24 protein-coding genes are annotated in these 25,579 nt (G+C 65.8%); 20 read left to right on the top strand and 4 right to left on the bottom strand.

From position 1 onward, the window contains the following. Positions 1 to 41: 41 nt before the first annotated feature. Positions 42 to 1,325: a heme biosynthesis HemY N-terminal domain-containing protein gene (locus RT97_RS07295; RefSeq protein ID WP_042578126.1), complete on the top strand. Its 1,284-nt coding sequence runs from the start codon at positions 42 to 44 to the stop codon at positions 1,323 to 1,325. A gap of 319 nt (positions 1,326 to 1,644) precedes the next feature. On the opposite strand, the gene RT97_RS07290 is transcribed toward RT97_RS07295, so the two are convergent. Then, a complete protein-coding gene (locus tag RT97_RS07290; RefSeq protein ID WP_042578125.1) occupies positions 1,645 to 4,899 on the bottom strand; it encodes an Rne/Rng family ribonuclease in 3,255 nt (1,084 codons plus the stop codon). A 548-nt stretch (positions 4,900 to 5,447) separates the two neighbouring features. Between RT97_RS07290 and RT97_RS07285 the strand changes: the two genes are divergently transcribed. From RT97_RS07285 to RT97_RS07270, 4 genes are read left to right on the top strand one after another with little or no spacing between them, the layout of a single operon-like run. Then, positions 5,448 to 6,545 (top strand): RluA family pseudouridine synthase, encoded by a 1,098-nt coding sequence (locus RT97_RS07285; RefSeq protein ID WP_042578124.1) that lies wholly within the window; start codon positions 5,448 to 5,450, stop codon positions 6,543 to 6,545. Beyond that, a complete protein-coding gene (locus tag RT97_RS07280) occupies positions 6,538 to 7,212 on the top strand; it encodes an HAD family hydrolase (RefSeq protein ID WP_042578123.1) in 675 nt (224 codons plus the stop codon). The genes RT97_RS07285 and RT97_RS07280 overlap by 8 nt, the downstream gene beginning before the upstream one ends. Before the next feature lie 10 nt (positions 7,213 to 7,222). Further along, positions 7,223 to 7,591, top strand: a complete 369-nt coding sequence (locus RT97_RS07275; RefSeq protein ID WP_042578122.1) for a Rieske (2Fe-2S) protein — start codon at positions 7,223 to 7,225, stop codon at positions 7,589 to 7,591. 3 nt (positions 7,592 to 7,594) lie between these two features. Continuing rightward, on the top strand, positions 7,595 to 8,638 hold the full coding sequence (locus tag RT97_RS07270; RefSeq protein ID WP_042578121.1) for a S49 family peptidase: 1,044 nt from the start codon (positions 7,595 to 7,597) through the stop codon (positions 8,636 to 8,638). A gap of 12 nt (positions 8,639 to 8,650) precedes the next feature. Here RT97_RS07270 and RT97_RS07265 read toward each other — a convergent pair whose 3' ends face one another. From RT97_RS07265 to RT97_RS07255, 3 genes are read right to left on the bottom strand one after another with little or no spacing between them, the layout of a single operon-like run. Next, entirely contained in the window at positions 8,651 to 9,802 is a 1,152-nt protein-coding gene (locus RT97_RS07265) for an MFS transporter (RefSeq protein ID WP_042578120.1), read from the bottom strand. A 2-nt stretch (positions 9,803 to 9,804) separates the two neighbouring features. After that, positions 9,805 to 10,566 (bottom strand): SAM-dependent methyltransferase, encoded by a 762-nt coding sequence (locus tag RT97_RS07260; RefSeq protein ID WP_042578119.1) that lies wholly within the window; start codon positions 10,564 to 10,566, stop codon positions 9,805 to 9,807. Then, positions 10,563 to 11,144, bottom strand: a complete 582-nt coding sequence (locus RT97_RS07255; protein WP_042578118.1) for a Maf family protein — start codon at positions 11,142 to 11,144, stop codon at positions 10,563 to 10,565. Before RT97_RS07255 ends, RT97_RS07260 begins: the two co-directional genes overlap by 4 nt. 83 nt (positions 11,145 to 11,227) lie before the next feature. On the opposite strand from RT97_RS07255, the gene RT97_RS07250 reads away from it, so the two are divergent. From RT97_RS07250 to lepB, 15 genes are all read left to right on the top strand, one after another. Continuing rightward, entirely contained in the window at positions 11,228 to 11,785 is a 558-nt protein-coding gene (locus RT97_RS07250) for a YceD family protein (protein ID WP_042578117.1), read from the top strand. A gap of 155 nt (positions 11,786 to 11,940) precedes the next feature. Continuing rightward, positions 11,941 to 12,123, top strand: coding sequence for a 50S ribosomal protein L32 (rpmF, locus tag RT97_RS07245; protein WP_007830466.1), 183 nt, complete (start codon positions 11,941 to 11,943; stop codon positions 12,121 to 12,123). Between the two features lie 61 nt (positions 12,124 to 12,184). Then, positions 12,185 to 13,282, top strand: a complete 1,098-nt coding sequence (gene plsX / locus RT97_RS07240) for a phosphate acyltransferase PlsX (RefSeq protein ID WP_080898216.1) — start codon at positions 12,185 to 12,187, stop codon at positions 13,280 to 13,282. Continuing rightward, entirely contained in the window at positions 13,282 to 14,259 is a 978-nt protein-coding gene (locus RT97_RS07235) for a beta-ketoacyl-ACP synthase III (RefSeq protein ID WP_042578115.1), read from the top strand. The genes plsX and RT97_RS07235 overlap by 1 nt, the downstream gene beginning before the upstream one ends. 50 nt (positions 14,260 to 14,309) lie before the next feature. Next, entirely contained in the window at positions 14,310 to 15,263 is a 954-nt protein-coding gene (fabD, locus tag RT97_RS07230) for an ACP S-malonyltransferase (protein ID WP_042578114.1), read from the top strand. A 27-nt stretch (positions 15,264 to 15,290) separates the two neighbouring features. Next, positions 15,291 to 16,034, top strand: coding sequence for a 3-oxoacyl-ACP reductase FabG (gene fabG / locus RT97_RS07225; protein WP_042578113.1), 744 nt, complete (start codon positions 15,291 to 15,293; stop codon positions 16,032 to 16,034). A gap of 99 nt (positions 16,035 to 16,133) precedes the next feature. Then, the gene (acpP, locus tag RT97_RS07220) at positions 16,134 to 16,373 is read left to right on the top strand and encodes an acyl carrier protein (protein WP_007830471.1); all 240 of its coding nucleotides are present in this window, start codon (positions 16,134 to 16,136) and stop codon (positions 16,371 to 16,373) included. A 96-nt stretch (positions 16,374 to 16,469) separates the two neighbouring features. Continuing rightward, positions 16,470 to 17,714, top strand: a complete 1,245-nt coding sequence (fabF, locus tag RT97_RS07215; RefSeq protein ID WP_042578112.1) for a beta-ketoacyl-ACP synthase II — start codon at positions 16,470 to 16,472, stop codon at positions 17,712 to 17,714. 13 nt (positions 17,715 to 17,727) lie between these two features. Next, positions 17,728 to 18,210: a hypothetical protein gene (locus RT97_RS07210; RefSeq protein WP_042578111.1), complete on the top strand. Its 483-nt coding sequence runs from the start codon at positions 17,728 to 17,730 to the stop codon at positions 18,208 to 18,210. A 9-nt stretch (positions 18,211 to 18,219) separates the two neighbouring features. Further along, positions 18,220 to 18,894 carry an RNA polymerase sigma factor RpoE gene (gene rpoE, locus RT97_RS07205; protein WP_080898215.1) on the top strand — a complete coding sequence of 225 codons (675 nt, stop codon included), beginning with the start codon at positions 18,220 to 18,222 and terminating at the stop codon, positions 18,892 to 18,894. Between the two features lie 17 nt (positions 18,895 to 18,911). Continuing rightward, positions 18,912 to 19,577 carry a sigma-E factor negative regulatory protein gene (locus RT97_RS07200; protein ID WP_042578110.1) on the top strand — a complete coding sequence of 222 codons (666 nt, stop codon included), beginning with the start codon at positions 18,912 to 18,914 and terminating at the stop codon, positions 19,575 to 19,577. A 23-nt stretch (positions 19,578 to 19,600) separates the two neighbouring features. Next, positions 19,601 to 20,671 carry a MucB/RseB C-terminal domain-containing protein gene (locus tag RT97_RS07195; RefSeq protein ID WP_042578109.1) on the top strand — a complete coding sequence of 357 codons (1,071 nt, stop codon included), beginning with the start codon at positions 19,601 to 19,603 and terminating at the stop codon, positions 20,669 to 20,671. Positions 20,672 to 20,770: 99 nt separating this feature from the next. Next, positions 20,771 to 22,255 carry a DegQ family serine endoprotease gene (locus RT97_RS07190; RefSeq protein ID WP_042578108.1) on the top strand — a complete coding sequence of 495 codons (1,485 nt, stop codon included), beginning with the start codon at positions 20,771 to 20,773 and terminating at the stop codon, positions 22,253 to 22,255. A gap of 522 nt (positions 22,256 to 22,777) precedes the next feature. Then, positions 22,778 to 24,589, top strand: a complete 1,812-nt coding sequence (gene lepA / locus RT97_RS07185; RefSeq protein ID WP_042578107.1) for a translation elongation factor 4 — start codon at positions 22,778 to 22,780, stop codon at positions 24,587 to 24,589. A 7-nt stretch (positions 24,590 to 24,596) separates the two neighbouring features. Further along, positions 24,597 to 25,562, top strand: coding sequence for a signal peptidase I (lepB, locus tag RT97_RS07180; protein WP_042578106.1), 966 nt, complete (start codon positions 24,597 to 24,599; stop codon positions 25,560 to 25,562). Positions 25,563 to 25,579: the final 17 nt, after the last annotated feature.

The following is a 25,579-nucleotide window of genomic DNA, read 5'->3' as shown; positions in this document are numbered from 1 at the left end:
GGCTCGACCCGCCTTGGGGCGGCCCGGCGGCGGTCGCTGACATGCGCGCTGCAATCTGGCTCCTCGCGCTGTTCGCCGTCGCCGCGGCGGTGGCTCTTTTCGCGGGCAACAACCAGGGCACGATCACGGTGTTCTGGCCGCCGTGGCGGGTCGACCTGTCGCTGAATCTTGTGCTCGTGATCCTGCTGGCGACCTTCGTGCTGCTGCACGTCGCGTTGCGCGCGCTGGCCGCGCTGTTCTCGCTGCCGACGCAGGCGCGCCAGTGGCGCCTCCAGCAGAAAGAACGCACGCTGCACGCCGCGTTGCTCGATGCAATGGTGCAGCTGATCGCCGGCCGCTTCTCGCGCGCACGCAAGGCCGCGCAGGCCGCGCTGGTGCAGGAGAAGACCCTCGCCGCGCTCGATGCCAACCTGCCGCAGGCGCAGCAGGTGCGCGTGCTGTCGCACCTGCTGGCGGCCGAGAGCGCGCAGGCCCTGCAGGACAAGCCGGCGCGCGATGCGCATCTGCAGCAGGCGCTCAACGAGAGCGCCGACCGCACGGTGCTCGCGAGCCCCGAGACGCGCGAAGGCGTGCAACTGCGCGCCGCGCGCTGGGCGCTCGAAGACCGCGATGCAGCCGCGGCGCTCGCTCGCCTCGAAGAACTTCCGCAAGGCGCGCAGCGGCGTACGCTGGCCCTGCGCCTTCGCCTCAAGGCGGCGCGGCAAGACCGGCGCACGCTCGAAGCCCTCGAAACCGCCCGCCTGCTGGCCAAGCACCGGGCCTTCTCGGATGCGGCGGCGCAGAGCATCGTGCGCGGCCTCGCGACCGAACTGCTCTCGGGTGCGCACGACCCGGCGCAACTGATGCGCGCCTGGTCCGAACTGGACAGCAGCGAACGCGAAATGCCCGAGGTCGCGATCCACGGGGCTCAACGCATGGTGGTGCTGCATGGCGACCTGGCGCTCGCGCGCGGCTGGCTGCTGCCCGCTTGGGAGCGCATGGTGGCCAACCCCCGCGGCCTTGGCGATGCGCTGCGCGTCAAGCTGGCGCGCGCGCTCGAGGCGGGGCTCGACTCGGTGGATGCCGAATGGCTGGCCCGCATCGAAAGCGCCCAGCGCAACAACCCGCGCGATGCGAACCTGCAGTACCTCGCCGGCATGGCCTGCATGAAGCGCCAGCTTTGGGGCAAGGCCCAGCAACTGCTCACGCAGGCCGGGCTCGCGTTGCAGGACGGCGAGCTCTATCGCCGCGCCTGGCTCGCATTGGCCGAGCTGGCCGAAGCGCGCGAGGATGCGGAGCAGGCCGCGGCCGCCTGGAAACGCGCGGCGCAGGCGCCCAGCACCTGATCAGGGGCCAGCGCCCGAAGGCTGCACCGACGGCATGCGGCTGCCGAGACCACGAAGCTGATCGCCGTCAGCACCCAAATGCCGATGCCGCCAGTGAGCATCACCAGCCTGAAGCCGCTAGAAGAGGTCGATCCGGGCGTCAAGATCGTCCACGGCGGCTGCCGAGCATCGATTCGCGCTGATCTGGAGCGAGGGCGGCAAGGCGCCATGCGCCTGCCGCTTCGGGCAGATGACCCTTGAGACGGCAGACCTTCCAGCAAGCGCGCAGGCATAAAAAAACGGCGCCAGAGGCGCCGTTTTTCATTTGCGAGCTCGGTGCTCAGTGCGTGCCGGGCGCTTGCGCGTCGGCAGCCGTCTTTTCGAACGGCAGCGACATCGAGCCCAGGTCGCGGCGGGTTTCGACCAGCACCAGCGGGCCTTCGTCCAGCACGATCACCGGCGGGCGTTCGCGCGGCACGTGCACCGGCTTCGGCTCGGCGGCCATCGCGGCGCGCGCTTGCGCGATGCGGTCGGCATCCGAGTTGACCCACTCCAGGCCCGAGCTCTCGGCGATCTGCGCGAGTTCGTTCAGCGGCAGTTCGAAGGGCTGCACCTTGGGCAGTGCGCGGCCGTTGCCGTTGGCGGCAGCAGGCGCTGCCTTGGGGCTCTCGACCACGATGGGCGCTGCGACCGGCGCGGGCGCAGGGCGCTCGAAGCGCGGCTGCTGCTGCGGTGCGGCCTCGCGCACCTCAGGGGCCGCGGCGACTTCGTTCACCTGGCGTTCGGCGACGGGTTCCGACGCCAGCGACAGCGGCTGCTGACGGGCGACCGGCGCTTCGTACGACTCGCCGGTGGCTTCCACGGCCGCTGCATCGGCTGCGCTGGCTTCGCTCTCGTCACGCGGGCCGCGTTCACGGCGGTCGCGGCCGTAGCGGTCGCGCGAACGGCCGCGGCGCTCTTCGCCCTCGCGGCCTTCGCGGCGCGGTGCCTGGTCGCTGCCGGTGTTGTCGCTGGCTTGTTCGCCATCGGCGGATGCCACTTCGGCCACGCGCACTTCGCCTTCGGCAGGCGGTGCGTCGCTGCGGCGCTCGCGGCGGCCGTCGTTGCGTTCGCCTCGTTCGCCACCACGTTCACCGCGCGGGGCGCGTTGTTCGTCGCGGCCGCTGCGGGGCTGGCGTTCGCCTTGCGGTGCGCCTTCACCGGCGACGGCTTCGCCGCGCGGTTGTGCGTCGCCGTTGCGATCGCCGCCACGGTCGTTGCTGCGCTCGCCGCGTTCGGCACGGTCACCGCGCTCGCCGCGTTCACGACGCTCGCCGCGGGCGCGTGGTGCGCGTTCCGCTGCGTTGCCCTCGTCGGCGCCGGGCGCCTGTTGCTGGGCTTCGAGGGCGACGTTGCCGTCGACCAGTGCCTCGGCCGGTGCATTGCGGCCTTCGCCTTCGCGGCGCTCGCCGCGACCGCCACGGCGTTGTTCGCCGTCGCGCGGGGCGCGTGCCTCGCGGGGTTCACGCTGCTCGCGGGGCTCGCGTTGTTCACGTTGTTCGCGCGGCTGGCCTGCGGCTGCGTCGTTGCGCAGTTCGCTGCTGCGGCCTTCGCGTCCTTCGCCGCCGCGTCCTTCGCCGCGACCACCTTCGCGACGTTCGCCGCCGCGGCCGCCACGGCGTTCGCCGTCACGACCACCGCCGCGGCGTTCGCCGCCTTCGCCTCGGGCTTCACCGCGGCCGCCACGGCGTTGTTCGCCGTCACGTGCGCCGCCGCGGGCTTCGCCATCGCGGCCCGGACGGCCATCGCGGCGGGGCTTCGGTGCCTCGACCGGAATCACGGCCGGTGCGGGCGCCGGAGCTTCTGCTGGCGAGCCGCCGAACAGGCTCTTGATCCAGCCGAAGAAACCAGTCTGCGCCGGAACCGGTGCGCTCACGACGGGCGGAGCGACCGGTGCGGGTGCGGCGACAGGCGCGCGCACCGCTTCGGGCTTGGGCGGAACGACCGGCGCGGGCGCGTCGGGCAGCACGCCCTTGATGACCGGTGTCTGCTTGTTGGTCGGTTCCTGCGAGCGGCGCGTGACGGCCGTCGGGTCTTCGATCTCGTCGGCCATCTTGTAGCTGGCTTCGATGTGGTCGAGACGCGGGTCGTCGTGCTTCAGGCGCTCAAGCTTGTAGTTCGGCGTTTCGAGCGTCTTGTTGGGCACCATCAGCACGGTGACGCGCTGCTTGAGTTCGATCTTGGCGATTTCTGGGCGCTTTTCGTTCAAGAGGAACGACGCCACCTCGACCGGCACCTGGACGTGCACGGCGGCCGTGTTGTCCTTCAGGCACTCTTCCTGAATGATGCGCAGGATCTGCAACGCGCTCGATTCGGTGTCGCGGATGTGGCCCGAGCCGCCGCAGCGGGGGCAGGGGATCGAGGAACCTTCGCTGAGCGCCGGCTTGAGGCGCTGGCGGCTCATTTCCATCAGGCCGAACTTGCTGATCGAGCCGAACTGCACGCGGGCGCGGTCCTGGCGCAGCGCGTCGCGCAGGCGGCTTTCGACTTCGCGGCGGTTCTTCGACTCGTCCATGTCGATGAAGTCGATGACGATCAGGCCGCCCAGGTCGCGCAGGCGCATCTGGCGGGCCACTTCGTCGGCGGCTTCGAGGTTGGTGCGTGTGGCGGTTTCTTCGATGTCGCCGCCCTTGATGGCGCGGGCCGAGTTCACGTCGACCGAGACCAGCGCCTCGGTGTGGTCGATCACGATGGCGCCGCCCGAGGGCAGCTGCACGGTGCGGGCGTAGGCCGATTCGATCTGGTGCTCGATCTGGAAGCGGCTGAACAGGGCCGCGTCGTCGCGGTAGCGCTTCACGCGGGCGGCATGCTCGGGCATGACGTGCGCCATGAACTGCTGCGCCTGGTCGTAGATGTCGTCGGTGTCGATCAGGATGTCGCCGATGTCGTGATTGAAGTAATCACGGATCGCGCGGATCACGAGCGAGGATTCCTGGTAGATCAGGAAGGCGCCCTTGCCGCCCTTGGCCGCGCCGTCGATGGCGCTCCACAGCTTGAGCAGGTAGTTCAGGTCCCACTGGAGTTCGGGCGCCGAGCGGCCGATGCCGGCGGTGCGCGCGATGATGCTCATGCCCTTGGGGTACTCGAGCTGGTCCATCGCCTCCTTGAGCTCGGCGCGGTCGTCGCCCTCGATGCGGCGCGAAACGCCACCGCCACGGGGGTTGTTGGGCATCAGCACGACATAGCGGCCGGCCAGCGAGATGAAGGTGGTAAGGGCTGCGCCCTTGTTCCCGCGTTCTTCCTTTTCGACCTGGACGGTGAGTTCCTGGCCTTCGCGGATCGCGTCCTGGATGCGGGCCTGGCTGGCCGACACGCCTTCGGCGAAGTACTGCTTGGAGATTTCCTTGAACGGCAGGAAGCCGTGGCGGTCTTCGCCGTAGTCGACGAAACAGGCTTCGAGCGACGGCTCCACGCGGGTCACGACCGCCTTGTAGATGTTGCCCTTGCGCTGTTCGCGCCCTTCGATCTCGATTTCGTAGTCGAGGAGCTTTTGCCCGTCGACGATGGCCAGGCGCCGTTCTTCGGCTTGCGTGGCATTGATCAGCATCCGCTTCATGATGCGTTGTCCTTATATGTATCGTTCTCTGCAGCCCATGACGGGCCAACGATGCACGGACGACGCCCGCGAAACCAGGGAATTGCCGCTTGGCCCCGGATGCTGTGACTGCCGCGCCAGGCGCGAGCAGGCCTCTCGAGCGTCAGCTCAAGAAGACAGCCGGGGTGGGGGCGCGTGGATGGGCGCGAGCCAGATTCGGTGTTGAGTGGCGATCTTTTCGATCGCCGGTTGCGCAAGGGGGGCGCGCACTGCAAAAGATCCAATGCCGGAGGCCGCTGGCAGAAGCCAGGTCGGCCAGCGAAGGCATATTTGAATCAGCAGCATCAACACAACAAGGGACTCGCTTCGATCCGCCGGCAGCTTGGAAGCTGCAGGCTGGGTATTCCGTATCGGTGTTTCGTGGGTGTCGGCTTGACTTGGGTGCCGGGCCTGCCACTTTGCGCAATTGCGCGGGGTTTGCAGCTCGGCGCCAAAGCGGCATCGACCTCACAGCATGGTCGTCAGTGCTCTAAACTTCTGTCTAATCAAGCACTTACACGACCGCGCTGGTGAAAAACATTATAGGTGCGAAGCAAAGCCCCGAGACCGCTCCAAATCCCGCAGATCGAAATGCCGGGGCCGAGGCTGGCGCGCACGGGGCCATCAAATTCATCACCGTCGACGCGGAGTCCGCGGGGCAACGCCTCGACAACTTTCTTTTCCGCCATCTGAAAGGCGTGCCCAAGACGCACGTCTATCGGATCATCCGGTCGGGCGAGGTGCGCATCAACAAGGGGCGTGTCCAGGCCGAGACCCGCATCGAGGTCGGCGACGTGCTGAGGCTGCCTCCGGTGCGGATTTCGCCCCGCGCTGAAGAGGGCGCCACGCCCCCCGCGCCAGCGCGCGAATTCCCCGTGCTGCTCGAAGACGATGCGGTGCTGGCCATCGACAAGCCCGCCGGCGTGGCGGTTCATGGCGGAAGCGGCGTGAGTTTCGGCGTGATCGAGCAGCTGCGCACGGCGCGCCCGGGTGCCAAATTCCTGGAACTCGTCCACCGGCTGGACCGCGAGACCTCCGGCATCCTGCTGGTTGCCAAGAAGCGCAGTGCTCTGGTCGCGTTGCAGGACCAGTTCCGCGAGCGGGAAACCGGCAAGACCTATCTCGCGCTGGTCGAGGGCGAATGGCCCGCCAACAAGAAGGTGCTCGATGCGCCACTCGCCAAGTATTTGCTGCCCGACGGTTCCGGCGCCGGTGCCGGCGAACGCCGGGTGCGCGTGGTCGCCAAGGACCATCCGGACGCGATGCGCGCCGTGACGCTGGTTCGCGTGCTCGCGCGGCTCACGCTGCCGGGCGACGCCACGCCGCTGTCATTGCTGGCGGTGACCATCAAGACTGGACGCACCCACCAGATCCGCGTGCACCTGGCGTCGGCCGGCCATGCGATCGCGGGCGACGACAAATACGGCGACTTCGAACGCCAGCGCGCGTTGCAGAAGCTCGGCCTGAAGCGCATGTTTCTTCATGCGTGGCGATTGCAGTTCAACCACCCGGCGGGCGGCGAGCGCATTGCGCTGCAGGCCGACCTGCCGCCCGAACTGCACGCGCTGATGCCACCTGCCGCGCTCCAGGCGCTGGCCCAACACCCCACTCCCACGGCCCATGACTGATTCCCTTGCAAGACCTCCCCGCTTCGACCTGATCGCCTTCGACTGGGACGGCACGCTCTACGACTCCACGCGCCTGATCGTGCGCTGCATCCAGGCCGCGGTCATCGATGTGGGCGGCGCCAAGCCCACCGAGAACGACGCCGCCTGGGTGATCGGCCTGGGCCTGGCCGAAGCGCTCGCGCGCGCGGCGCCCGACGTGCCGAAGGAAAAGTACGCCGAGCTCGGCGCGCGCTACCGCTACCACTACCTGCAGCACCAGGACGACCTGGTGCTGTTCGACGGCGTGCTGCAGATGCTCGACGCCCTGCGCGCGCGTGGCCACAAGCTGGCCGTGGCCACCGGCAAGTCGCGCCGCGGGCTGAACGAGGCACTGAAGTCCGTCGCCCTTCGCGACCGCTTCGACGCCTCGCGCACTGCCGACGAAACTTTCGGCAAGCCGCATCCGCGCATGCTTCTGGAGCTGATGGAAGAGCTCGACGTGCCTGCCGAGCGCACGCTGATGATCGGCGACACCACGCACGACCTGCAGCTGGCGATGAACGCCGGGTGCGCCAGCGTGGGCGTGAGCTACGGCGCGCACGAGCCGGCGGGCTTCGACGAGTTCAAGCCGCTGTTCGTCGCCGATTCGGTTGCCGTGCTGGAAACGTGGCTCCTCGACAACGCCTGAGGACATCGCCATGAGCGAAGCGCGCATCCCGCTGTGCAATGCCTCGGACCTCGTTGAAGGCGGCCGCGCAGTGCCCTTCGACGTCGTGCACGGCGGGGAAACCTGCCGTGCCTTCGCGGTGCGCTTCGAAGGCCAGCCGCATGCGTACCTCAACCGGTGCAGCCACGTGGCGATGGAAATGGACTTCCAGCCCGACCGCTTCTTCGACGACACCGGCCAGTGGCTGCTGTGCGCCACCCACGGCGCGGTCTATTCGCCCGACACCGGCGAATGCGCCGGCGGCCCCTGCCGCGGCGGCCTCGTGAAGATCGCCTTGAGCGAACGCGACGGCGTGGTGCACTGGCATACTGACTGGAACCTCCAACCTCTCACTTTCTGACACATGACCGACCCGACTCGCAGGGAACCCGAGGGTTTCGATCCGTTTGAGCCGGTAACGCCCCTCACGCCTCGGCAAGACACCCCCAAGAACATGGCTCAAGACCCCACACAGCGTCCCGGCTGGGAGCGCGCAACGCTCGAAAAGCTCGCGTTTTCCGCGCTCAACGAGCAGAAGTCCACCCGCCGCTGGAAGACCTTCGTGCGTCTTTCGTGGCTCGCCTTCTTCATCTTCCTGGCGTGGTTCGCGCTCTCGCGCAGCACGCCGAGCACCGCCAAGACCACGGCCCACACGGCCGTCGTCGAGATCAAGGGCGAGATCGCCGCGGGCGGCGACGCGAGCGCCGAATTCGTCGTGGCCGCCATGAAGACGGCCTTCGAGGACGACGGCGCCAAGGGCGTCGTGCTTCTGATCAACTCGCCGGGCGGCAGCCCCGTGCAGGCCGGCATCATCAACGACGAGATCAAGCGCCTGAAGGCCAAGCACAAGAAGCCGGTGTATGCGGTGGTCGAGGAGACCTGCGCTTCGGCGGCTTATTACATTGCCGCCGGCGCCGACAGGATCTTCGTGGACAAGGCCAGCATCGTCGGCAGCATTGGCGTCTTGATGGATGGTTTCGGCTTCACCGGCGTGATGGACAAGGTCGGCGTGGAGCGGCGCCTGCTCACGGCCGGCGAGAACAAGGGATTCCTCGATCCGTTCAGCCCGATGAGCGACGCGCAGCGCGCGCATGCCCAGACGATGCTCAACCAGATCCACGCGCAATTCATCAATGTGGTGAAGACCGGCCGCGGCGATCGCCTGAAGCTCGACACCCCGGGCCTTTTCAGCGGTCTCTTCTGGAGCGGTGAGCAGGCGGTCGAATACGGCCTGGCCGACCAGCTGGGCAACGTCGACTTCGTGGCACGCGAGGTGATCAAGGCCGAAGAGGTCATCGACTACACCCGCCGCGACAACGTGGCCGAGAAGCTGGCCAAGAAGTTCGGCGCCGCGATGGGCGAAGCTTCGGTGCGTTCGCTGCAGGTCGCGGCACCCGCGCTGCGCTGAGGAAGATCGGCCTCAGGCTGCTTCTTCGCTGCGCGTGAGGCGGGCCGAGGCGGCCAGCGCCGCGGCGAAGATCACCACCACATAGAGCGCGGCAGTCAGCGAACTGGCCCGCGCCAGCAGGCCGATCACCGCGGGTCCGGCCATGAATCCCAGATAGGCCACGGCCGATACCGATGCGATGCCGCTGGCGGGCTCGACGCCCGGTATGCGGGCCGATGCGCCGAACAGGATCGGCACCACGTTCGCAAAACCGATCCCGACGCCTGCGAATCCGACCAGCGCGAGCCAGGGGAGATCGGTCAGCAGCACCACCGTCATCGAGGCAGCTGCGAGTACACCGCTCCCACGCAGCAGCGCCACCGGCGTGAAGCGGGCGCGCATCGCATCGCCGCCGAAGCGCGCGGCCGCCATGGCCGCGGAGAAAGCCGCATAGGCCAGAGCCGCCTGCTTCTGTGGACTGCCCAGCTCTTGCTGCATATAGAGAACGCTCCAGTCGTAGATCGCGCCCTCGGCGATCAGGCCCAGCGCAGCCAATACGCCAAGCACCGCGAGCGGGCCGCGCGGCAGGCGAAAGCTGTGGTCGGCGCTGGCTGCGTTGCCCGTGGCGACCGCCTTGGGCAGCATGCGCGTCGAGGACGCGGCGACGAGCAGCACCATCACTGCGGCAACAAGCAGCAGGTGCAACTGTGCGCCCATGCCCGCCGCAAGCACCGCGCTGCCGCTCGCAGCGCCGGCCATGCCGCCCAGGCTGAACATGCCGTGCATGCCGCTCATCAGCGGCGTGCCGCTTTGCATTTCGAGCTGGGCCGCTTCGGTGTTGATCGCCACGTCGAACACGCTGGTGACGAGGCCGAATGCGGCCAGCAGGCCCATCAGTGCGAAGTAGCCCGGCATCGCGATCAGCCCCGCCAGCAGCAGCGCGTAGACGCAGCCGGAAATGGCAGCGATCCGGCGGGGGCCGTGGCGGCCGATCCAGCGGCCCGCGCTGGTCAGGCCGAACATCGCGCCGGCACCCGCGGCGAGCAGGGCCAGTCCCAGCTGCGCTTCGTCGAGGCCGTAGTGCGCCTTGACCGTGGGCACATGCACGCCCCAGGTCGCGAAGATGAAGCCGGAAGAAAAGAACTGCGCGCGCGAGGCCCAGCGCGTGCCGGCGGTCACCGCCATCGTCAGCGCCCGATCGCGAACACGGCGGGCAGGCGCTCGTCGGTTGCGGTCTGCGGCTTGGCGCGCCAGGATTTCACGGTCTCGCTGCGCACATGGGAGGTCGCGAGGGTCAGGCCGCGTGCGACGGCAAGGCGGGTGTTCTGGTGCATCGTTTGAACCAAAGCCTGCAAGAGGGCGGCGTTGCGGTAGGGCGTTTCGATGAAGAGCTGCGTCTGGCCGGTCTTCAGGGCGATCGCTTCGAGCTCGCGGATGCGGGCTTGGCGCTCGCCCGCGTCCTGCGGCAGGTAGCCGACGAAGGCGAAGTTCTGACCGTTCAGGCCGCTCGCAGCCAGCGCCAGCAACAGAGATACGGGACCGGTCAGCGGCACCACGGTGATTCCCAGGTCGTGCGCGGCGCGCGCCACCGAAGAGCCTGGGTCAGCCACCGCCGGCATGCCGGCTTCGCTCAGGAGGCCGATGTCGTGGCCTGCGAGTGCGGCCGCCAGGAGCGGCCGGGCGTCGAACTGGCCGGCGTGATCTCCTTTCTTGTGCACTTCGCGAGGGAGTTCCTGAATGGTCTGCTCCTGCAGCGGAGCGGCCAGCGGCGCGACGGCGTCGATGCGCTTGAGATACGCGCGGGCGGATTTCGCGTTCTCGCAGATCCAATGGGTGATGCCGGCGGCCACCTGCAGGGTGCCGAGCGGCAACGCGTCTTGCAGCGGGGCCTGGACGTCGCAGCCGAAATCGAGCGGCGCGGGAACGAGATAGAGCTTGCCGTGGGTCACAGGAGTTCGACCCCCGCGGCGCGCAGCATCTGGCAGGTGCGGATCAGCGGCAGGCCGACCAGGGCGGTCGGGTCGTCGCTGTCGATGGCGTTCAGGAGGGCGATGCCGAGGCCTTCGCTTTTGGCGCTGCCGGCACAGTCGTAAGGTTGCTCGGCTTGAAGGTAGCGTTCGATGGCGGCGTCGCTGAGCTCGCGGAACACGACGCGCACGGGCGCCAGGTCGCGCTGGACGAATCCGGTGGCATGGCAGACCACGGCGACTGCCGTCTGGAATATCAGCGTCTGGCCGCGCATCCGGCGCAATTGGGCGGTGGCCCGGGCGTGGTCGCCGGGCTTGCCGAGCGCCTCGCCTGCGAGGTCCGCCACCTGGTCGGAGCCGATGACCACCGCTTCCGGGAAGCGCGTGGCGACGGCGTTGGCTTTTTCCAATGCGAGGCGTTCGGCGAGGGCGCGGGGTGTTTCACCAGCCAGCGCGGTTTCGTCGACTTCCGGGGCATGCACATCGAAGGGCAGGCGCAGGCGGGTCATCAGTTCGCGGCGATAGCGCGAGGTCGAGGCGAGGATCACGGAGCGTTGCATGGGGACGATTGTGCGTGAGCCGCGCAGGAACCTTCCGGCCCGCACCATGCCGGGGAGGCGGCCAGCGCGCTAGACTGGCGCGGATGAAGAGAGAATTTGCCCCCGAACGGCTCGACGTGGCCGGTTTTGCAGCCGCAGCCGCGACCCTGAATGCCGCCGACCCGGTTCCGAACTATGTGCGCCTTGTCGCCGAACTGGCGGATCCGGCCGCCGACGCCGTCGTCCATTGGGAAGCCACCGGCGAGGAGCGCCCGGGCGCCGACGGCAAGGCCGCCCCCTGGCTGCACCTGGACGCCGAGGCGGTCGTTCCGCTGACTTGCCAGCGCTGCCTGGCGCCGGTCGAGACGGAACTCGTGGTGGACCGGTGGTTCCGTTTCGTCGCCGACGAGGCCACGGCGGAGTCGGAAGATGAGGAATCCGACGAGGACCTGCTGGTCGTCAGCAGAGATTTCGACCTGCACACCCTGATCGAGGACGAACTGCTGATGGAAATTCCCGTCATGCCCGTCCACGATGTATGCCCCGAGCCGGTCCGGCTGTCGTCCAGCGACGACGATTTCAACGCGGCAGAAGAAGCCAAGCCGAACCCGTTCGCGGTGCTCGGAGCGTTGCGTTCGCGCAAGCCGGGAAAGGGCAAGTAGCCCTTTCCCGGCGCCTAGGCTATAATCATGGGCTTCGCGCGCGCCGCCGTGAGCAGCGATACAGACGAGGGCATTCCATACATGCCGCGCACTTTTTTGTATCGCCACCGCTTGAGCCCGTATCCAGTCACTCACCTAACAGTCCAGGAGCCATCATGGCCGTCCAGCAAAACAAGAAGTCGCCTTCCAAGCGCGGCATGCACCGTTCACACAACGCACTGGTTGTGCCCGGCATCGCCGTGGAGCCGACCACTGGCGAAACGCACCTGCGCCACCACATCAGCCCGAACGGTTTCTACCGTGGCCGTCAGGTGCTCAAGAACAAGTCTGAAGCCTGATCTCGCATCCCAAGGCCAAGGCCCGAAGCTACTTTTCCCGTAGCGTCGGGCCTTTGTTTTGATGGCTACGTCTTCTTCTCCCGAATTCACTGCTGCGCCTTCTGCAATCACGCTCGCCGTGGATTGCATGGGAGGCGACCATGGGCCGCGCGTCACGCTCGCGGCCTGCCGCGCGTTTCTCGAGCGGCACAGCGAGGCCTCGTTGCTGTTGGTCGGTGCGCCGGCCGCGCTGGCGGGGTTCGCCGCACATCCGCGTGCCCGCATCGTCGCTGCCAGCGAAGTGGTGGGCATGGACGATCCCATTGAAATTGCATTGCGCAAGAAGAAGGACTCTTCGATGCGCGTTGCGATCCAGCAGGTCAAGGATGGCGCCGCCCAGGCTGCCATCTCCGCCGGCAACACCGGCGCCTTGATGGCGATCGCGCGCTACCTGCTCAAGACGCTTGACGGCATCGATCGCCCCGCGATCGCGCCGCAACTCCCGAATGCGAAAGGTGGCGCGACCACGGTGCTCGATCTGGGTGCGAACGTCGATTGCGATGCCGAAGACTTGCTCCAGTTTGCCGTACTCGGCTCGGCCCTGGTTTCGGCGCTGACCGGCAACGAGGCGCCGTCTGTCGGCTTGCTCAATATTGGCGAGGAAGCCATCAAGGGCAGCGAAACGATCAAAAAAGCAAGCCAACTGCTTCGAACGGCTGCCAATTCCAAAGATTTGAACTTCTATGGGAATGTTGAGGGCAACGATATTTTCAAGGGCACGACTGACATCGTCGTCTGCGACGGTTTTGTCGGAAATGTCGCTCTGAAGGCCAGCGAAGGGGTCGCCTCGATGATCGGCGAGTTCATTCGCGTTGAATTTTCGCGAAGCATTTTCACGAAAATGGCGGCAATTGTTGCGTATCCGGTGCTAAAGGCATTTAAAAGTCGCTTGGATCACCGTCGGTACAACGGCGCTGCCTTGTTGGGTCTCCGCGGGCTGGTATTCAAGAGCCATGGCTCGGCCGACGAAGTGGCTTTCGGACATGCGCTTGATCGCGCTTATGATGCCGCTCGCAACAACCTGCTCGATCGCGTGCGGGCCCGCATCGCTCACGCCGCGCCTTTGCTCGCGCGGCAGGAACCGGCGGTGCCGGTCGACGCGACGGCCCTTCACGTTTGATGACCCCTTTTTCACGCATCACCGGCACCGGCAGCTATCTGCCCCCACGCCGAGTGACCAATGACGATCTCGCCAAGGAATTGGCGTCGCGCGGCATCGAGACCTCCGATCAGTGGATCGTCGAGCGCACCGGCATCCATGCGCGTCACTTTGCTGCCCCCGATATCAGCAGCAGCGATCTCGGGCTCGAGGCCGCGAAGCACGCACTCGAAGCGGCGGGCCGCAAGGCCAGCGATGTCGACCTGATCATCGTCGCGACCTCGACGCCCGATATGGTGTTCCCATCGTCGGCCGCCATTCTCCAGAACAAGCTCGGCATCGCCGGGTGCCCGGCGTTCGATGTCCAGGCGGTGTGCAGCGGCTTCGTTTACGCGCTGACAGTGGCCGACGCCATGATCCGCACCGGTACCGCGCGCTGCGCGTTGGTGATCGGCGCCGAAGTCTTTTCGCGCATCCTCGATTTCAACGATCGCACCACCTGCGTGCTGTTCGGCGACGGCGCCGGTGCCGTGGTCCTCGAGGCCAGCGACGAGCCCGGCATCCTGTCGAGCGACTTGCATGCGGACGGCAAGCATGTCGGCATCCTGTGCGTGCCGGGTCATGTGTCCGGCGGCAACGTGCTGGGCACGCCGCTGCTGCACATGGACGGCCAGGCGGTGTTCAAGCTTGCGGTCCGCGTGCTCGAAGAAGCGGCGCGCACCGCGCTGGCCAAGGCCGGCAAGACCGATGCCGACATCGACTGGCTGATTCCGCACCAGGCCAACATCCGCATCATGGAAGGCACGGCCAAGAAGCTGAAACTGCCGCGCGAAAAGCTGATCGTCACGGTCAACGAGCACGGCAACACCTCGGCCGCCTCGATCCCGCTGGCCCTCGACGAAGCGGTGCGCTCCGGTAAGGTGAAAAAGGGCGAAACCCTCATGCTCGAAGGCGTGGGCGGTGGTTTCACCTGGGGCGCCGTGCTATTGAATCTGTAGCGTATTGCGGTCTCCTGCGGAGGCTGCGATGCGATATGACGCATAGAACAATGAAATCCTTTGCTTTTGTTTTTCCGGGCCAGGGCTCGCAGGCTGTCGGCATGCTCGACGGCTGGGGCGACCATCCAGCGGTGGCCGAGACGCTGCGCGAGGCTTCCGATGCGCTGGGCGAAGACGTCGGCGCCCTGATCAAGAACGGTCCCAAGGAAGATCTGGCGCTCACCACCAACACGCAGCCCGTGATGCTGGTCGCCGGCGTGGCGGCATGGCGCGCCTGGCTGTCCGAAGGCGGCGCAACGCCTTCCGTGGTGGCAGGTCATTCGCTGGGCGAGTACTCGGCGCTGGTGGCTTCCGGCGTGTTGACGCTGGCGCAAGCCGCGCCGCTGGTGCGTTTTCGTGCGCAGGCCATGCAGCAGGCCGTGCCGGTCGGCGTCGGCGCAATGGCTGCCGTGTTGGGCATGGAGTCCGGCAAGGTCGTGGCAGGCTGCGCGGAAGCATCGGCCTCTTTCGGCGCAGGCAGCGCTGAAATCGTCGAAGCCGTGAATTTCAACGATCCCGCGCAGACGGTGATCGCCGGCAGCAAGGCTGCGGTCGATAAAGCCTGCGAACTGCTCAAGGCCAATGGCGCCAAGCGCGCGCTGCTGCTGCCGGTGTCGGCGCCTTTCCATTCAAGCCTGATGAAGCCCGCCGCCGAGGCGCTGCGCGAAAAGCTGGCTTCCCTCACGCTTGCCGCGCCGCAGATTCCGGTGCTGAACAACATCGACGTGGCCGTCGAGACCGACCCGGACCGCATTCGCGACGCCCTGGTGCGTCAGGCGGCCGGCCCGGTTCGCTGGGTCGAAAGCGTGCAGGCCTTGAAACTGCGCGGTGTAGCCGCCATCATCGAGTGCGGGCCTGGCAAGGTGCTGGCCGGCATGGTCAAGCGCATCGCCCCCGATCTCGAAGCTGCGTCGGTGTACGACCCCGCAACGCTTGCGGACACCCGACAATCGCTCGCCGGCTGAACGGCGCAAGGCCCCGATACTTTTTATATGAGCATTCCCAAATTCGAAGGGCAAGTCGCCCTGGTCACCGGCGCGTCGCGCGGCATCGGCGCGGCGATTGCCCTCGAGCTGGCGCAGCGCGGCTTGAAGGTTGTCGGCACCGGCACCACCGAAGACAGCGCCGCGAAGATCACTTCGGCCCTGAGCGCGTTCGACGGCCGTGGCCGTGCACTCAATGTGAACGACGCTGGTGCCGTCGAGGCACTGATCGACGAGATCGTCCAGGCCTACGGCGCGATCCACGTGCTGGTCAACAATGCCGGCATCACGCGCGACACGCTTGCCATGCGCATGAAGGACGACGACTGGGATGCGGTGCTCGACACCAATCTCAAGGCCGTGTTTCGTCTCTCGCGCGCGGTGATCCGCCCGATGATGAAACAGCGCTACGGCCGCATCATCAGCATCACGAGCGTGGTGGGCGCCTCCGGCAATGCCGGGCAGGCCAACTACGCGGCCGCCAAGGCCGGCGTTGCGGGCATGACCCGCGCGCTCGCCCGCGAACTGGGCAGCCGCAACATCACCGTCAACTGCGTCGCGCCGGGCTTCATCGAAACCGACATGACAGCGAGCCTGCCCGAGGCGCAGCAACAAGCACTCCTGCAACAGATCCCGCTGGGCCACCTGGGCAAGCCGGCCGACATCGCGCATGCGGTGGCGTACCTGGCATCGCCCCAGGCGTCCTATGTGACCGGGCAGGAGTTGCATGTGAATGGCGGCATGCACATGTAGCCGCAAGGCGCAATCTTTTCCCGTACCGGGGGTGAGGCAAATGCCACTATCCGCCCGGCTAAAATCCACCGATTACCTACAACCCTCAGAGGGAACCAAATGAGCGATATCGAAGCACGTGTCAAGAAAATCATCGCCGAGCAACTCGGCGTGGAAGAGTCCCAAGTGACGAACGAAAAGGCTTTCGTGGCCGACCTCGGCGCTGACTCGCTCGACACGGTCGAACTCGTGATGGCACTCGAAGACGAGTTCGGCATCGAGATCCCCGATGAAGATGCCGAGAAGATCACCACGGTGCAAAACGCCGTCGACTACGCCACCAAGAATCAAAAGGCCTGATTGGCCAGCTGACATTGCGACTGCGGCCGGCGGCTTTTTCCTGAACCGCACGCGCCGACCAGCAACTGTTCAGCGCTTCCAGAAAGGTTTGCCGGCATGACCAAACGCCGCGTCGTCGTGACCGGACTCGGTTGCATCGCTCCTGTCGGAAACACCGCAACCGAATCCTGGGCCAACTTGTTGGCCGGGAAGTCGGGCATTGCGAACATCACCGCGTTCGATGCAAGCGCCTTCGCTTGCAAGTTCGCCGGTGAGGTGAAGGGTTTCGACATCACCCAATACATCTCGGAGAAAGAGGCGCGTCACATGGACCGCTTCATTCATCTGGGGCTCGCCGCCGCCATCCAGGCGGTGCAGGACAGCGGACTGCCGACCGGCGAAGCGCTGTCCTATGAAGAGGCCGTTCGCATCGGCTGCAACATCGGCTCGGGCATCGGCGGCCTGCCGATGATCGAAGAAACGCACGGCGAATACGCGAGCCGCGGCCCACGCCGCATTTCGCCGTTCTTCGTTCCTGCATCGATCATCAACATGATCTCCGGCCACGTGTCGATCAAGTACGGTTTCAAGGGCCCGAACATCGCCGTGGTGACCGCCTGCACCACGGGTCTGCATGCCATTGGCACGTCCGCACGAATGATCGAGTACGGCGATGCCGACGTCATGATCGCGGGCGGCGCCGAGTCGACCATTTCTCCGCTCGGCATCGGCGGCTTCACCGCGCCTCGTGCGCTGAGCACGCGCAACGATGATCCCGCCACGGCCTCGCGCCCGTGGGACAAGGACCGCGATGGCTTCGTGCTGGGCGAGGGCGCCGGCGTGCTGGTGCTCGAGGAGTACGAACACGCCAAGGCGCGCGGCGCCAAGATCTACGCGGAAGTCGCGGGCTTCGGCCTGACCGGCGACGCGTACCACATGACCGCGCCCGACGTGGACGGCCCCCGCCGCTCGATGTCGCTGGCGCTGGCAAATGCAGGCGTCAACGCTGACCAGGTCCAGTACCTGAACGCGCATGGCACCTCGACGCAGATCGGCGACCTGAACGAGACCAATGCGGTCAAGCTCGCTTTCGGCGATCACGCGAAGAAGCTGGTCGTGAATTCGACCAAGTCCATGACCGGCCACTTGCTGGGCGGCGCGGGCGGCATCGAATCGGTGTTCACGGTGCTTGCACTGCACGAGCAGAAGAGCCCGCCGACCATCAACATCTTCAACCAGGATCCGGAGTGCGATCTCGACTACTGCGCCAACGAGGCGCGCGATCTGAAGATCGACGTCGCGGTCAAGAACAACTTCGGCTTCGGCGGCACCAACGGCACGCTGGTGTTCAAGCGCGCTTGAGCATTGCTCTCCCATGCACAGCGCGCCGTCGGTGACCTATCCGGTGGGGCGCTCTCGCGGCGCGACCCGGATTCTTGTCGTTCTCTGGACACTGGGCGCCTGCTGCGCCGGCGCCTCCTGCTATCTCTTCGATAGCGCTGGATGGCGTCAGCTGCTGCTGGTTCTCAGCGTCGTTTTCTCTGGCGTGGCTGCAGGCTTCGGCTTGCGGCGCGATGGTTTTGCCACGCTCCATTTCGATGGGCTCCATTGGTCCCTGACAGGGGCCGATCCGACCCGCGGCGTTCATGCGGCGCGGGCCACGGTGGCGCTCGATTTCCAATCGCTCATGCTGGTCAGGCTCTCGGATTCCGGCCGCGCTGCGCGCTGGGTCTGGCTAGAGCAGAGGGCCATGCCGGAACGCTGGCGCGATGTACGCCGGGCAGCCTATTCGCGCGCTCCAGCCGCCGAGGCTGCGGGCGATCCGTGGCGCGCGACGGCACCTGCCGACGCGCCCTGAAACCCCTCGATGACAACTTCTCCCCCGCCTGTGCCACCGGAATCCGGCCTGACCGATGCGTCGGCCGAGGCGCCGCGCCCGGGCGAGGTCGATTTCCAGCTGGTCCAGCGCACTGTCGCGGGTGACCAGAAGGCCTTCGAACTCCTGGTCATCAAGTACCAGCGCCGCATCGAGCGGCTGATCGGCCGGATGGTGCGCGATGTCGACCTGGTCGAGGACATTGCCCAGGAAACCTTCATTCGCGCCTACCGCGCGCTGCACCAGTTCCGCGGCGAGGCGCAGTTCTACACCTGGCTCTACCGGATTGCCGTCAACACCGCCAAGAAGGCGCTGGTGGACATGAAGCGCGATCCGACCATCTCCGAAAGCGCCCTGAGGCCTTCTTCTGAGGACGACGATGAAACTTACCGTCCCGGAAACGAACCAATCAGCGACGAAACCCCCGAATCGGTCATGGCAGCGAATGAAATCGCCAGCGCCGTCGAGGCAGCCATGGAAGCGCTCCCCGCGGAGTTGCGCCAGGCGGTCACGCTGCGCGAGATCGAGGGGATGAGTTACGAAGAGATTGCCGAGGTCATGGATTGCCCTATCGGCACGGTGCGCTCGCGTATTTTCCGGGCGCGCGAAGCCATTTCGGCCAGGGTCAAGCCGCTTCTGGACAACCAGTCCGGCAAGCGTTGGTAAGTAAGCAGGTGAATGAAATGAATCAGACGATGACGGTTCGGGAACAGGTGTCCGCACTTGCGGATGGTCATTTGCAGGGCGAGGCGTTCGCGCAGGCGATCGAAGCGGTCTGCACCGAGGGCGATTCGCGCGCGGCCTGGCACACCTACCACGTGGTGGGCGACGTGTTGCGTTCGGGCTCGCATTCCGCATGCAGCGACAGCTCGGCGTTTCTCGCGCGCTTCCAGCAGCGGCTTGCCGCGGAGCCGGTGGTCGCGATGCCGGCGCTGGTGCCGGTTGCCGCACCGGCCGCCGTCCAGGTCCATCGCAGGGCCGATGCGGCCAATGAGCCGGTCTTCCGCTGGAAGCTGGTGGCAGGCGCCGCTTCGATGGTCGCCGTGGCCGCCATCAGCTGGACGCTGATTGGCAGCGGCACCACCAGTCCTCAGTCCGGCGCGCAGATCGCAGCCCAGCAGCAGCCCGCGGTGAATTCGGTTCTGGCGGCAGCTGCCGTCAACAGCCAGCAGCCGGCGAGCAACACGCTCACGCCTACGCGCGTGATGGTGGGCAACGGCAATCCGCAAGTCATGCTGCGCGATCCGCGCCTCGATCAATTGCTCGAAGCACACCAGCAGGCTGGCGGCGCTTCGCAAATGCCTTCCGGTTTCCTGCGCAACGCCACCTTCGAGGGACCTACGCGCTGATGGCGCGTCCGTAACTGCCCGCAATGACCGTTCAGATGCCGATCTCCGCACGCGCGTTCGTGCTTGTGTTTGCAGCCTTCTGCTTCGTGCAGGTTGCCACCGCACAAAACCGCTCCGGCCCGGCGACCGTCAAGGGCGCGGCTTCGGCGCAAACGGACGAGCCACCGGCGATGAGCGTGGCCGACTGGCTGCAACGCATGCACACCGGCGCGCGGCAACGCAACTACGTGGGCACCTTCGTGGTGTCGGCGCCGGGCGGCGACCTGTCGAGTGCGCGTATCTGGCATGTGCGCGACGGCGATCACCAGATCGAGCGCATCGAGGCCCTCTCGGGCCCGCCGCGCTCGACCTTCCGCCGCAATCGCAACGTCATGACCTTCCTGCCCGAGGCAAAGGTCGTGAAGGTCGAGAAGCGCGAAAACCTCGACCTCTTCCCCAATCTGCCGGACAAGACCGATTCGTCGATCGGCGACTTCTACGACGTGCGCGCGATCGGCAAGGACCGCGTTGCCGGCTTCGACGCCGACGTGGTGCAACTGGTGCCCCACGACGGCCTGCGTTTCGGCTATCGCATCTGGAGCGAACGCCGTTCGGGCCTGGTGGTGAAGCTGCAGACCATCGACGGCGAATCGAGGGTGGTGGAGCAATCGGCGTTTTCCGAGCTGCAGCTCGATGCGCCCGTGAAGGCTCAGGCGCTCGCGCAGATGATGACCAACACCACCGGCTATCGCATTGAAAAGCTGGAGCTCGAGCGCACCACGGCGCAGGACGAGGGCTGGACGCTCAACTCGCCCGTGGCCGGCTTCAAGCCCCGAAGCTTCTTCCGCCGGCCGGCAGCCAGTGCCGATAAGGCCAAGCCGGATGCGACGACCGTTCAGTGGACTTTCTCCGACGGCCTGGCTTCGGTATCGCTTTTCATCGAACGCTACGACGCCGCACGTGCGCCGCGCGACGGCGTGCTGACCATCGGTGCCACCAATGCGATCCGCCGGCGACTGCCCGAGCCCGCGAGCGACTGGTGGCTGACCGCGGTGGGCGAAGTGCCGCAGCAAACGCTCAACGCCTTTGCCCAGAGCCTCGCCCGCACACGCTGATTTGCCCTTGGCGCAGATTGCGCTGAACCAAGTCGTTGATGCTGACTCACAGCCTTTGTTGTTTTCGCCGCTCTCCTCTGTTCTTCTGAAAGAAAACCGATGATGTTCAAAGTCGAGGGACACAAGCTCCGTTCCTATCTCTTCGCATTCGGCATGGCCTGCACGGCCGCCGTGGGTTTCATGCCGGCCACGCCGGTCATTGCACAGACGCGCGGACTGCCCGATTTCGCCGATCTCGTGGAGCAGGTAGGCCCCGCGGTCGTCGGTATCCGCACCGTCGAGAAAGTCTCCACGCGTGGGGGCGGCAGTGGCAGCGGAGAAATGGACGAAGAGATGCAGGAGTTCTTCCGGCGCTTCTTTGGGCAGCCCGCACCGGGCAATCCGCGTCCGGGGCCGCGGCCGAATCGCCCGCAGCAGCCTCAGGAAGAAGAGCGTCCGCGCGGCGTGGGCTCGGGCTTCATCCTGACTGCCGACGGCTATGTCATGACCAATGCCCACGTGATCGAGGATGCGTCTGAAATCATCGTCACGTTGACCGACAAGCGCGAATTCAAGGCCAAGCTGATTGGCGCGGACAAGCGCAGTGACGTCGCTGTCGTCAAGATCGATGCAACGAGCCTGCCGGTGGTGAAGGTGGGCGACATCTCCAAGCTGCGCGTCGGCGAATGGGTGATGGCCATCGGCTCGCCTTTCGGCCTCGAGAACACCGTCACCGCGGGCATCGTGAGCGCAAAACAGCGCGACACGGGCGAACTGGTGCCGCTGATCCAGACGGACGTTGCGATCAACCCGGGCAACTCGGGCGGTCCGCTGATCAACCTGCGCGGCGAAGTGGTCGGCATCAACAGCCAGATCTATTCGCGCTCGGGCGGCTACATGGGCATTTCGTTCTCGATCCCGATCGACGAAGCGATTCGTGTCAGCGACCAACTGCGCGCGACCGGCCGGGTCTCGCGCGGGCTGATCGGCGTTTCCATCGGCTCGGTCTCGAAGGACGTGGCCGAGTCCATCGGCCTGGGCAAGGCGCGAGGCGCGCTGGTGAGCAGCGTGGTGCCGGGTTCTGCGGCCGACAAGGCGGGCGTGCGCGAGGGCGACATCGTCACCAAGTACGGCGACAAGGTCATCGAGACGCCGAGTGATCTCTCGCGTTCGGTGGCCAGCACCAAGCCAGGCGTCAAGAGCACGCTGACCGTGTTCCGCAACGGCAGTTCGCGCGAACTCTCGATCACCGTTGCCGAAGGCGATCCTGAAGCCAAGCCGTCCAAGCGCCAGCCTGACCGCGAAGAGCCGCAACCCAAGCCTTCGGCTGCGGGAAAGTCGCTCGGCCTGGCAGTCAGCGACCTGACCGACGCCCAGAAGAAGGAACTCAAGGTGCGCGGAGTGCGCATCGATGCCGCAAGCGATGCCGCTGCGAAGGCCGGCCTGCGCGAAGGCGATGTGATCCTGTCGGTCGGCAACATCGAAGTCGCGAGCGTCAAGGAGTTCGAGGCCGCGGTCGCCAAGTCCGACAAGAGCAAGGCGCTCAGTGTGCTGTTCCGTCGCGGGGAGTGGGCGCAGTATGCCCTGATCCGTCCCGCACGCTGATCCGGCGCCGCCGTCAAGTGGCCCCACCCGGCAGTCGGGTTTGGGGCCGTTTTTTTGAGGTGTTTACGACGTTCGGGCGCCGGCCCCTAAAAAAATCTGAGGGCGCAAAAGCCGCCAGATTTGTTTGCGAACACTAACTTAGTTGAGGGCTAAGGACGGTTTTCGGTAGAATAGGGCACTCGCGGCGGCCGGTCAGCGCATAAGGAGTGCAACGACCTTCACGATGCGAGATGTCAGACAGCAGTCCACCGGTGCTCCACAGATCGCCCACAAGTTGTTCATAGACTGCTCCACCGATCCTGTTGATAACCTGTTTATATCTTTGATGTTGTGGACCCGCAACGAGCCCTTTGGACCCTGTTCCCGGATGTACGTGCCTCCCTTTTTGCCTACAATGAAGTTCCAACTACTGCAGTTGCCATTGCTTGTTGGTTCAGGGCGCGTCTCCAGAAGACGCGCCCTTTTTTCTTGCCCGCTCACTGCTGGGCACGAGCCAATTCAAGTACTTAAGCGTTCCCGTTGATGAATCACATCAGAAATTTTTCGATCATTGCGCACATCGATCACGGCAAGTCGACGCTCGCAGACCGTTTGATCCAACGTTGCGGCGGCCTCGCGGAACGCGAGATGGAAGCGCAGGTGCTCGACTCGATGGACATCGAAAAAGAGCGTGGGATAACCATCAAGGCACAGACCGCCGCGCTGCACTACAAGGCACTCGATGGACAGGTTTACAACCTCAATCTGATCGACACGCCGGGTCACGTCGACTTCTCTTATGAGGTGAGCCGCTCGCTGTCTGCATGCGAAGGCGCGCTGCTCGTCGTCGATGCATCGCAAGGTGTCGAAGCGCAAACGGTGGCCAACTGCTACACCGCGCTGGACCTCGGCGTCGAAGTGGTGCCGGTGCTCAACAAGATGGATTTGCCGAACGCCGATCCCGACAACGCGCGCACTGAAATCGAAGACGTGATCGGCATCGACGCGACCGATGCGATTCCGTGTTCCGCCAAGACAGGCCTGGGCATCGACGAGATCCTCGAAGCGATCGTGCACAAGATGCCGGCGCCGCGCGGCAACCCCGACGGCCCGCTGCGCGCAATGATCGTGGACAGCTGGTTCGATCCGTATGTGGGCGTGGTCATGCTGGTGCGCGTGGTCGACGGCCGGCTGGTGAAGGGCGAGCGCATCAAGATGATGGCGTCCGGTGCCATGTACAACGCCGACAACATCGGCGTCTTCACGCCGGCCACCCAGCCGCGGGCTTCGCTCGAGGCGGGGGAGGTGGGCTTCATCATCGCGGGGATCAAGGAACTGCAGGCCGCCAAGGTCGGTGACACCGTCACGCTGATCAAGGCGGGCACGGGCGGAGCGGCCGCGACGGCCACCGAGGCGCTGCCGGGCTTCAAGGAAATCCAGCCGCAGGTGTTTGCCGGTCTCTACCCGACCGAAGCGAGCGAGTACGACTCGCTGCGCGACGCGCTCGAAAAGCTCAAGCTCAACGATTCGTCGCTGCGCTACGAGCCCGAAGTGAGCCAGGCGCTGGGCTTCGGTTTCCGCTGCGGCTTCCTCGGCCTCCTGCACATGGAGATCGTGCAGGAGCGCCTGGAGCGCGAGTTCGACCAGGACCTGATCACGACCGCGCCGAGCGTGGTCTACCAGGTGGTGCGCAACGACGGCGAAGTCATCATGGTGGAGAACCCGTCCAAGATGCCCGACGTCGGCAAGATGAGCGAGATCCGCGAGCCGATCGTGACCGTGCATCTCTACATGCCGCAGGAATACGTCGGCGCCGTCATGACGCTGGCCAACCAGAAGCGCGGCGTGCAGATGAACATGGCCTACCACGGTCGCCAGGTCATGCTGACCTACGAGATGCCGCTCGGTGAGATCGTGCTCGATTTCTTCGACAAGCTGAAGTCGGTGAGCCGCGGCTATGCCTCCATGGACTACGAGTTCAAGGAGTACCGCGCCTCCGACGTGGTCAAGGTCGACATCCTGCTGAACGGCGAGAAGGTCGATGCGCTCTCGATCATCGTGCACCGCACCCAGTCGCAGTACCGCGGCCGGGCCGTGGTCTCCAAGATGCGCGAGATCATTTCGCGGCAGATGTTCGACGTCGCCATCCAGGCAGCCATCGGGGTCAACATCATTGCGCGTGAGACAATCAAGGCCCTCCGCAAGAACGTGCTGGCCAAGTGCTACGGCGGCGACATCACCCGCAAGAAGAAGCTGCTCGAGAAGCAGAAGGCGGGCAAGAAAAGAATGAAGCAGATCGGTTCCGTCGAGGTCCCGCAAGAGGCCTTCCTCGCGATTCTGCAAGTCGAAGACTGATCAAAAAATGGCACTCATCACTTCCCTGGTCCTCGCGGCGTTCGCCAGCTATGTCGGCGCCTGGTATTTCGGCGCGATCGAGGGCAACTTCGCATTGCTGCTGTTCGTGGCCACGGTGGTCACCGGCCTCTATTGGCTGGCAGAGCGCTTCTATTTCCTGCCCCGACGCGAGCAAGCGGCCGCCAGGCTCGAAGCCTCGATGACCGAGCGCAATGCGCGGCTGGCCGGCCAGGGCATCACGCAGGTCGACACCGTCGACGCCAAGGCCAGCGAGCGCCTGTTGATGCAGCCCTGGTGGCTCGACTGGACCGCGGGACTCTTTCCCGTGATCCTGGTGGTGTTCCTGCTGCGCTCGTTTCTCTACGAGCCCTTCAAGATTCCCTCGGGCTCGATGATGCCCACGCTCCTGACCGGCGACCTGATCCTGGTCAACAAGTTCACCTATGGCCTGCGCCTGCCGGTCGTCAACACGAAGATCACCGATGGCACGCCGCTCGCGCGCGGCGACGTCGTGGTGTTCCGCTACCCGCCCAAGCCCAGCATGGACTACATCAAGCGCGTGGTCGGCATCCCCGGCGACGAAGTGGCCTACCTGAACAAGAAGCTCACGATCAACGGCCAGCCGGTGTCGAAGGCTCCGGCGCCCGACTACCTGGACGGCGAATCGATGCGCCTGCTCAAGGAGTTCGACGAGAACCTCGGCGGCAAGCAGCACAAGATCCTCAACGACGAAGGTGCGCCTTCATTCGTGCCGGGGGCCAGCGACTTCCCGTTCCGCGAGAACTGCCGCTACTCCGTCGAAGGCGTGGTCTGCAAGGTGCCCGCCGGCCAGTATTTCATGATGGGCGACAACCGCGATAATTCGGCGGATTCGCGCTTCTGGGGCTTCGTCCCCGACAAGAACATCGTGGGCAGGGCATTCTTTGTCTGGATGAACTTCGGCGATTTTGGTCGTATTGGTCCATTTCAATAAGCAGTCAACACTGTTCG

Origin of the sequence: Variovorax paradoxus (assembly GCF_000834655.1) — a bacterium.
GTDB lineage: Bacteria > Pseudomonadota > Gammaproteobacteria > Burkholderiales > Burkholderiaceae_C > Variovorax > Variovorax paradoxus_F.
This window is presented reverse-complemented; position numbering and strand designations above follow the sequence as displayed.

Coding starts and splice junctions, on each gene's coding strand:
- RT97_RS07295 (WP_042578126.1), top strand. CDS start 42: ATGCGCGCTGCAATCTGGCTCCTCGCGCTGTTCGCCGTCGCCGCGGCG.
- RT97_RS07290 (WP_042578125.1), bottom strand. CDS start 4,899: ATGAAGCGGATGCTGATCAATGCCACGCAAGCCGAAGAACGGCGCCTG.
- RT97_RS07280 (WP_042578123.1), top strand. CDS start 6,538: ATGACTGATTCCCTTGCAAGACCTCCCCGCTTCGACCTGATCGCCTTC.
- RT97_RS07275 (WP_042578122.1), top strand. CDS start 7,223: ATGAGCGAAGCGCGCATCCCGCTGTGCAATGCCTCGGACCTCGTTGAA.
- RT97_RS07270 (WP_042578121.1), top strand. CDS start 7,595: ATGACCGACCCGACTCGCAGGGAACCCGAGGGTTTCGATCCGTTTGAG.
- RT97_RS07265 (WP_042578120.1), bottom strand. CDS start 9,802: ATGGCGGTGACCGCCGGCACGCGCTGGGCCTCGCGCGCGCAGTTCTTT.
- RT97_RS07255 (WP_042578118.1), bottom strand. CDS start 11,144: ATGCAACGCTCCGTGATCCTCGCCTCGACCTCGCGCTATCGCCGCGAA.
- RT97_RS07250 (WP_042578117.1), top strand. CDS start 11,228: ATGAAGAGAGAATTTGCCCCCGAACGGCTCGACGTGGCCGGTTTTGCA.
- rpmF (WP_007830466.1), top strand. CDS start 11,941: ATGGCCGTCCAGCAAAACAAGAAGTCGCCTTCCAAGCGCGGCATGCAC.
- plsX (WP_080898216.1), top strand. CDS start 12,185: ATGGCTACGTCTTCTTCTCCCGAATTCACTGCTGCGCCTTCTGCAATC.
- RT97_RS07235 (WP_042578115.1), top strand. CDS start 13,282: ATGACCCCTTTTTCACGCATCACCGGCACCGGCAGCTATCTGCCCCCA.
- fabD (WP_042578114.1), top strand. CDS start 14,310: ATGAAATCCTTTGCTTTTGTTTTTCCGGGCCAGGGCTCGCAGGCTGTC.
- fabG (WP_042578113.1), top strand. CDS start 15,291: ATGAGCATTCCCAAATTCGAAGGGCAAGTCGCCCTGGTCACCGGCGCG.
- acpP (WP_007830471.1), top strand. CDS start 16,134: ATGAGCGATATCGAAGCACGTGTCAAGAAAATCATCGCCGAGCAACTC.
- fabF (WP_042578112.1), top strand. CDS start 16,470: ATGACCAAACGCCGCGTCGTCGTGACCGGACTCGGTTGCATCGCTCCT.
- RT97_RS07210 (WP_042578111.1), top strand. CDS start 17,728: ATGCACAGCGCGCCGTCGGTGACCTATCCGGTGGGGCGCTCTCGCGGC.
- rpoE (WP_080898215.1), top strand. CDS start 18,220: ATGACAACTTCTCCCCCGCCTGTGCCACCGGAATCCGGCCTGACCGAT.
- RT97_RS07200 (WP_042578110.1), top strand. CDS start 18,912: ATGAATCAGACGATGACGGTTCGGGAACAGGTGTCCGCACTTGCGGAT.
- RT97_RS07195 (WP_042578109.1), top strand. CDS start 19,601: ATGACCGTTCAGATGCCGATCTCCGCACGCGCGTTCGTGCTTGTGTTT.
- RT97_RS07190 (WP_042578108.1), top strand. CDS start 20,771: ATGATGTTCAAAGTCGAGGGACACAAGCTCCGTTCCTATCTCTTCGCA.
- lepA (WP_042578107.1), top strand. CDS start 22,778: ATGAATCACATCAGAAATTTTTCGATCATTGCGCACATCGATCACGGC.
- lepB (WP_042578106.1), top strand. CDS start 24,597: ATGGCACTCATCACTTCCCTGGTCCTCGCGGCGTTCGCCAGCTATGTC.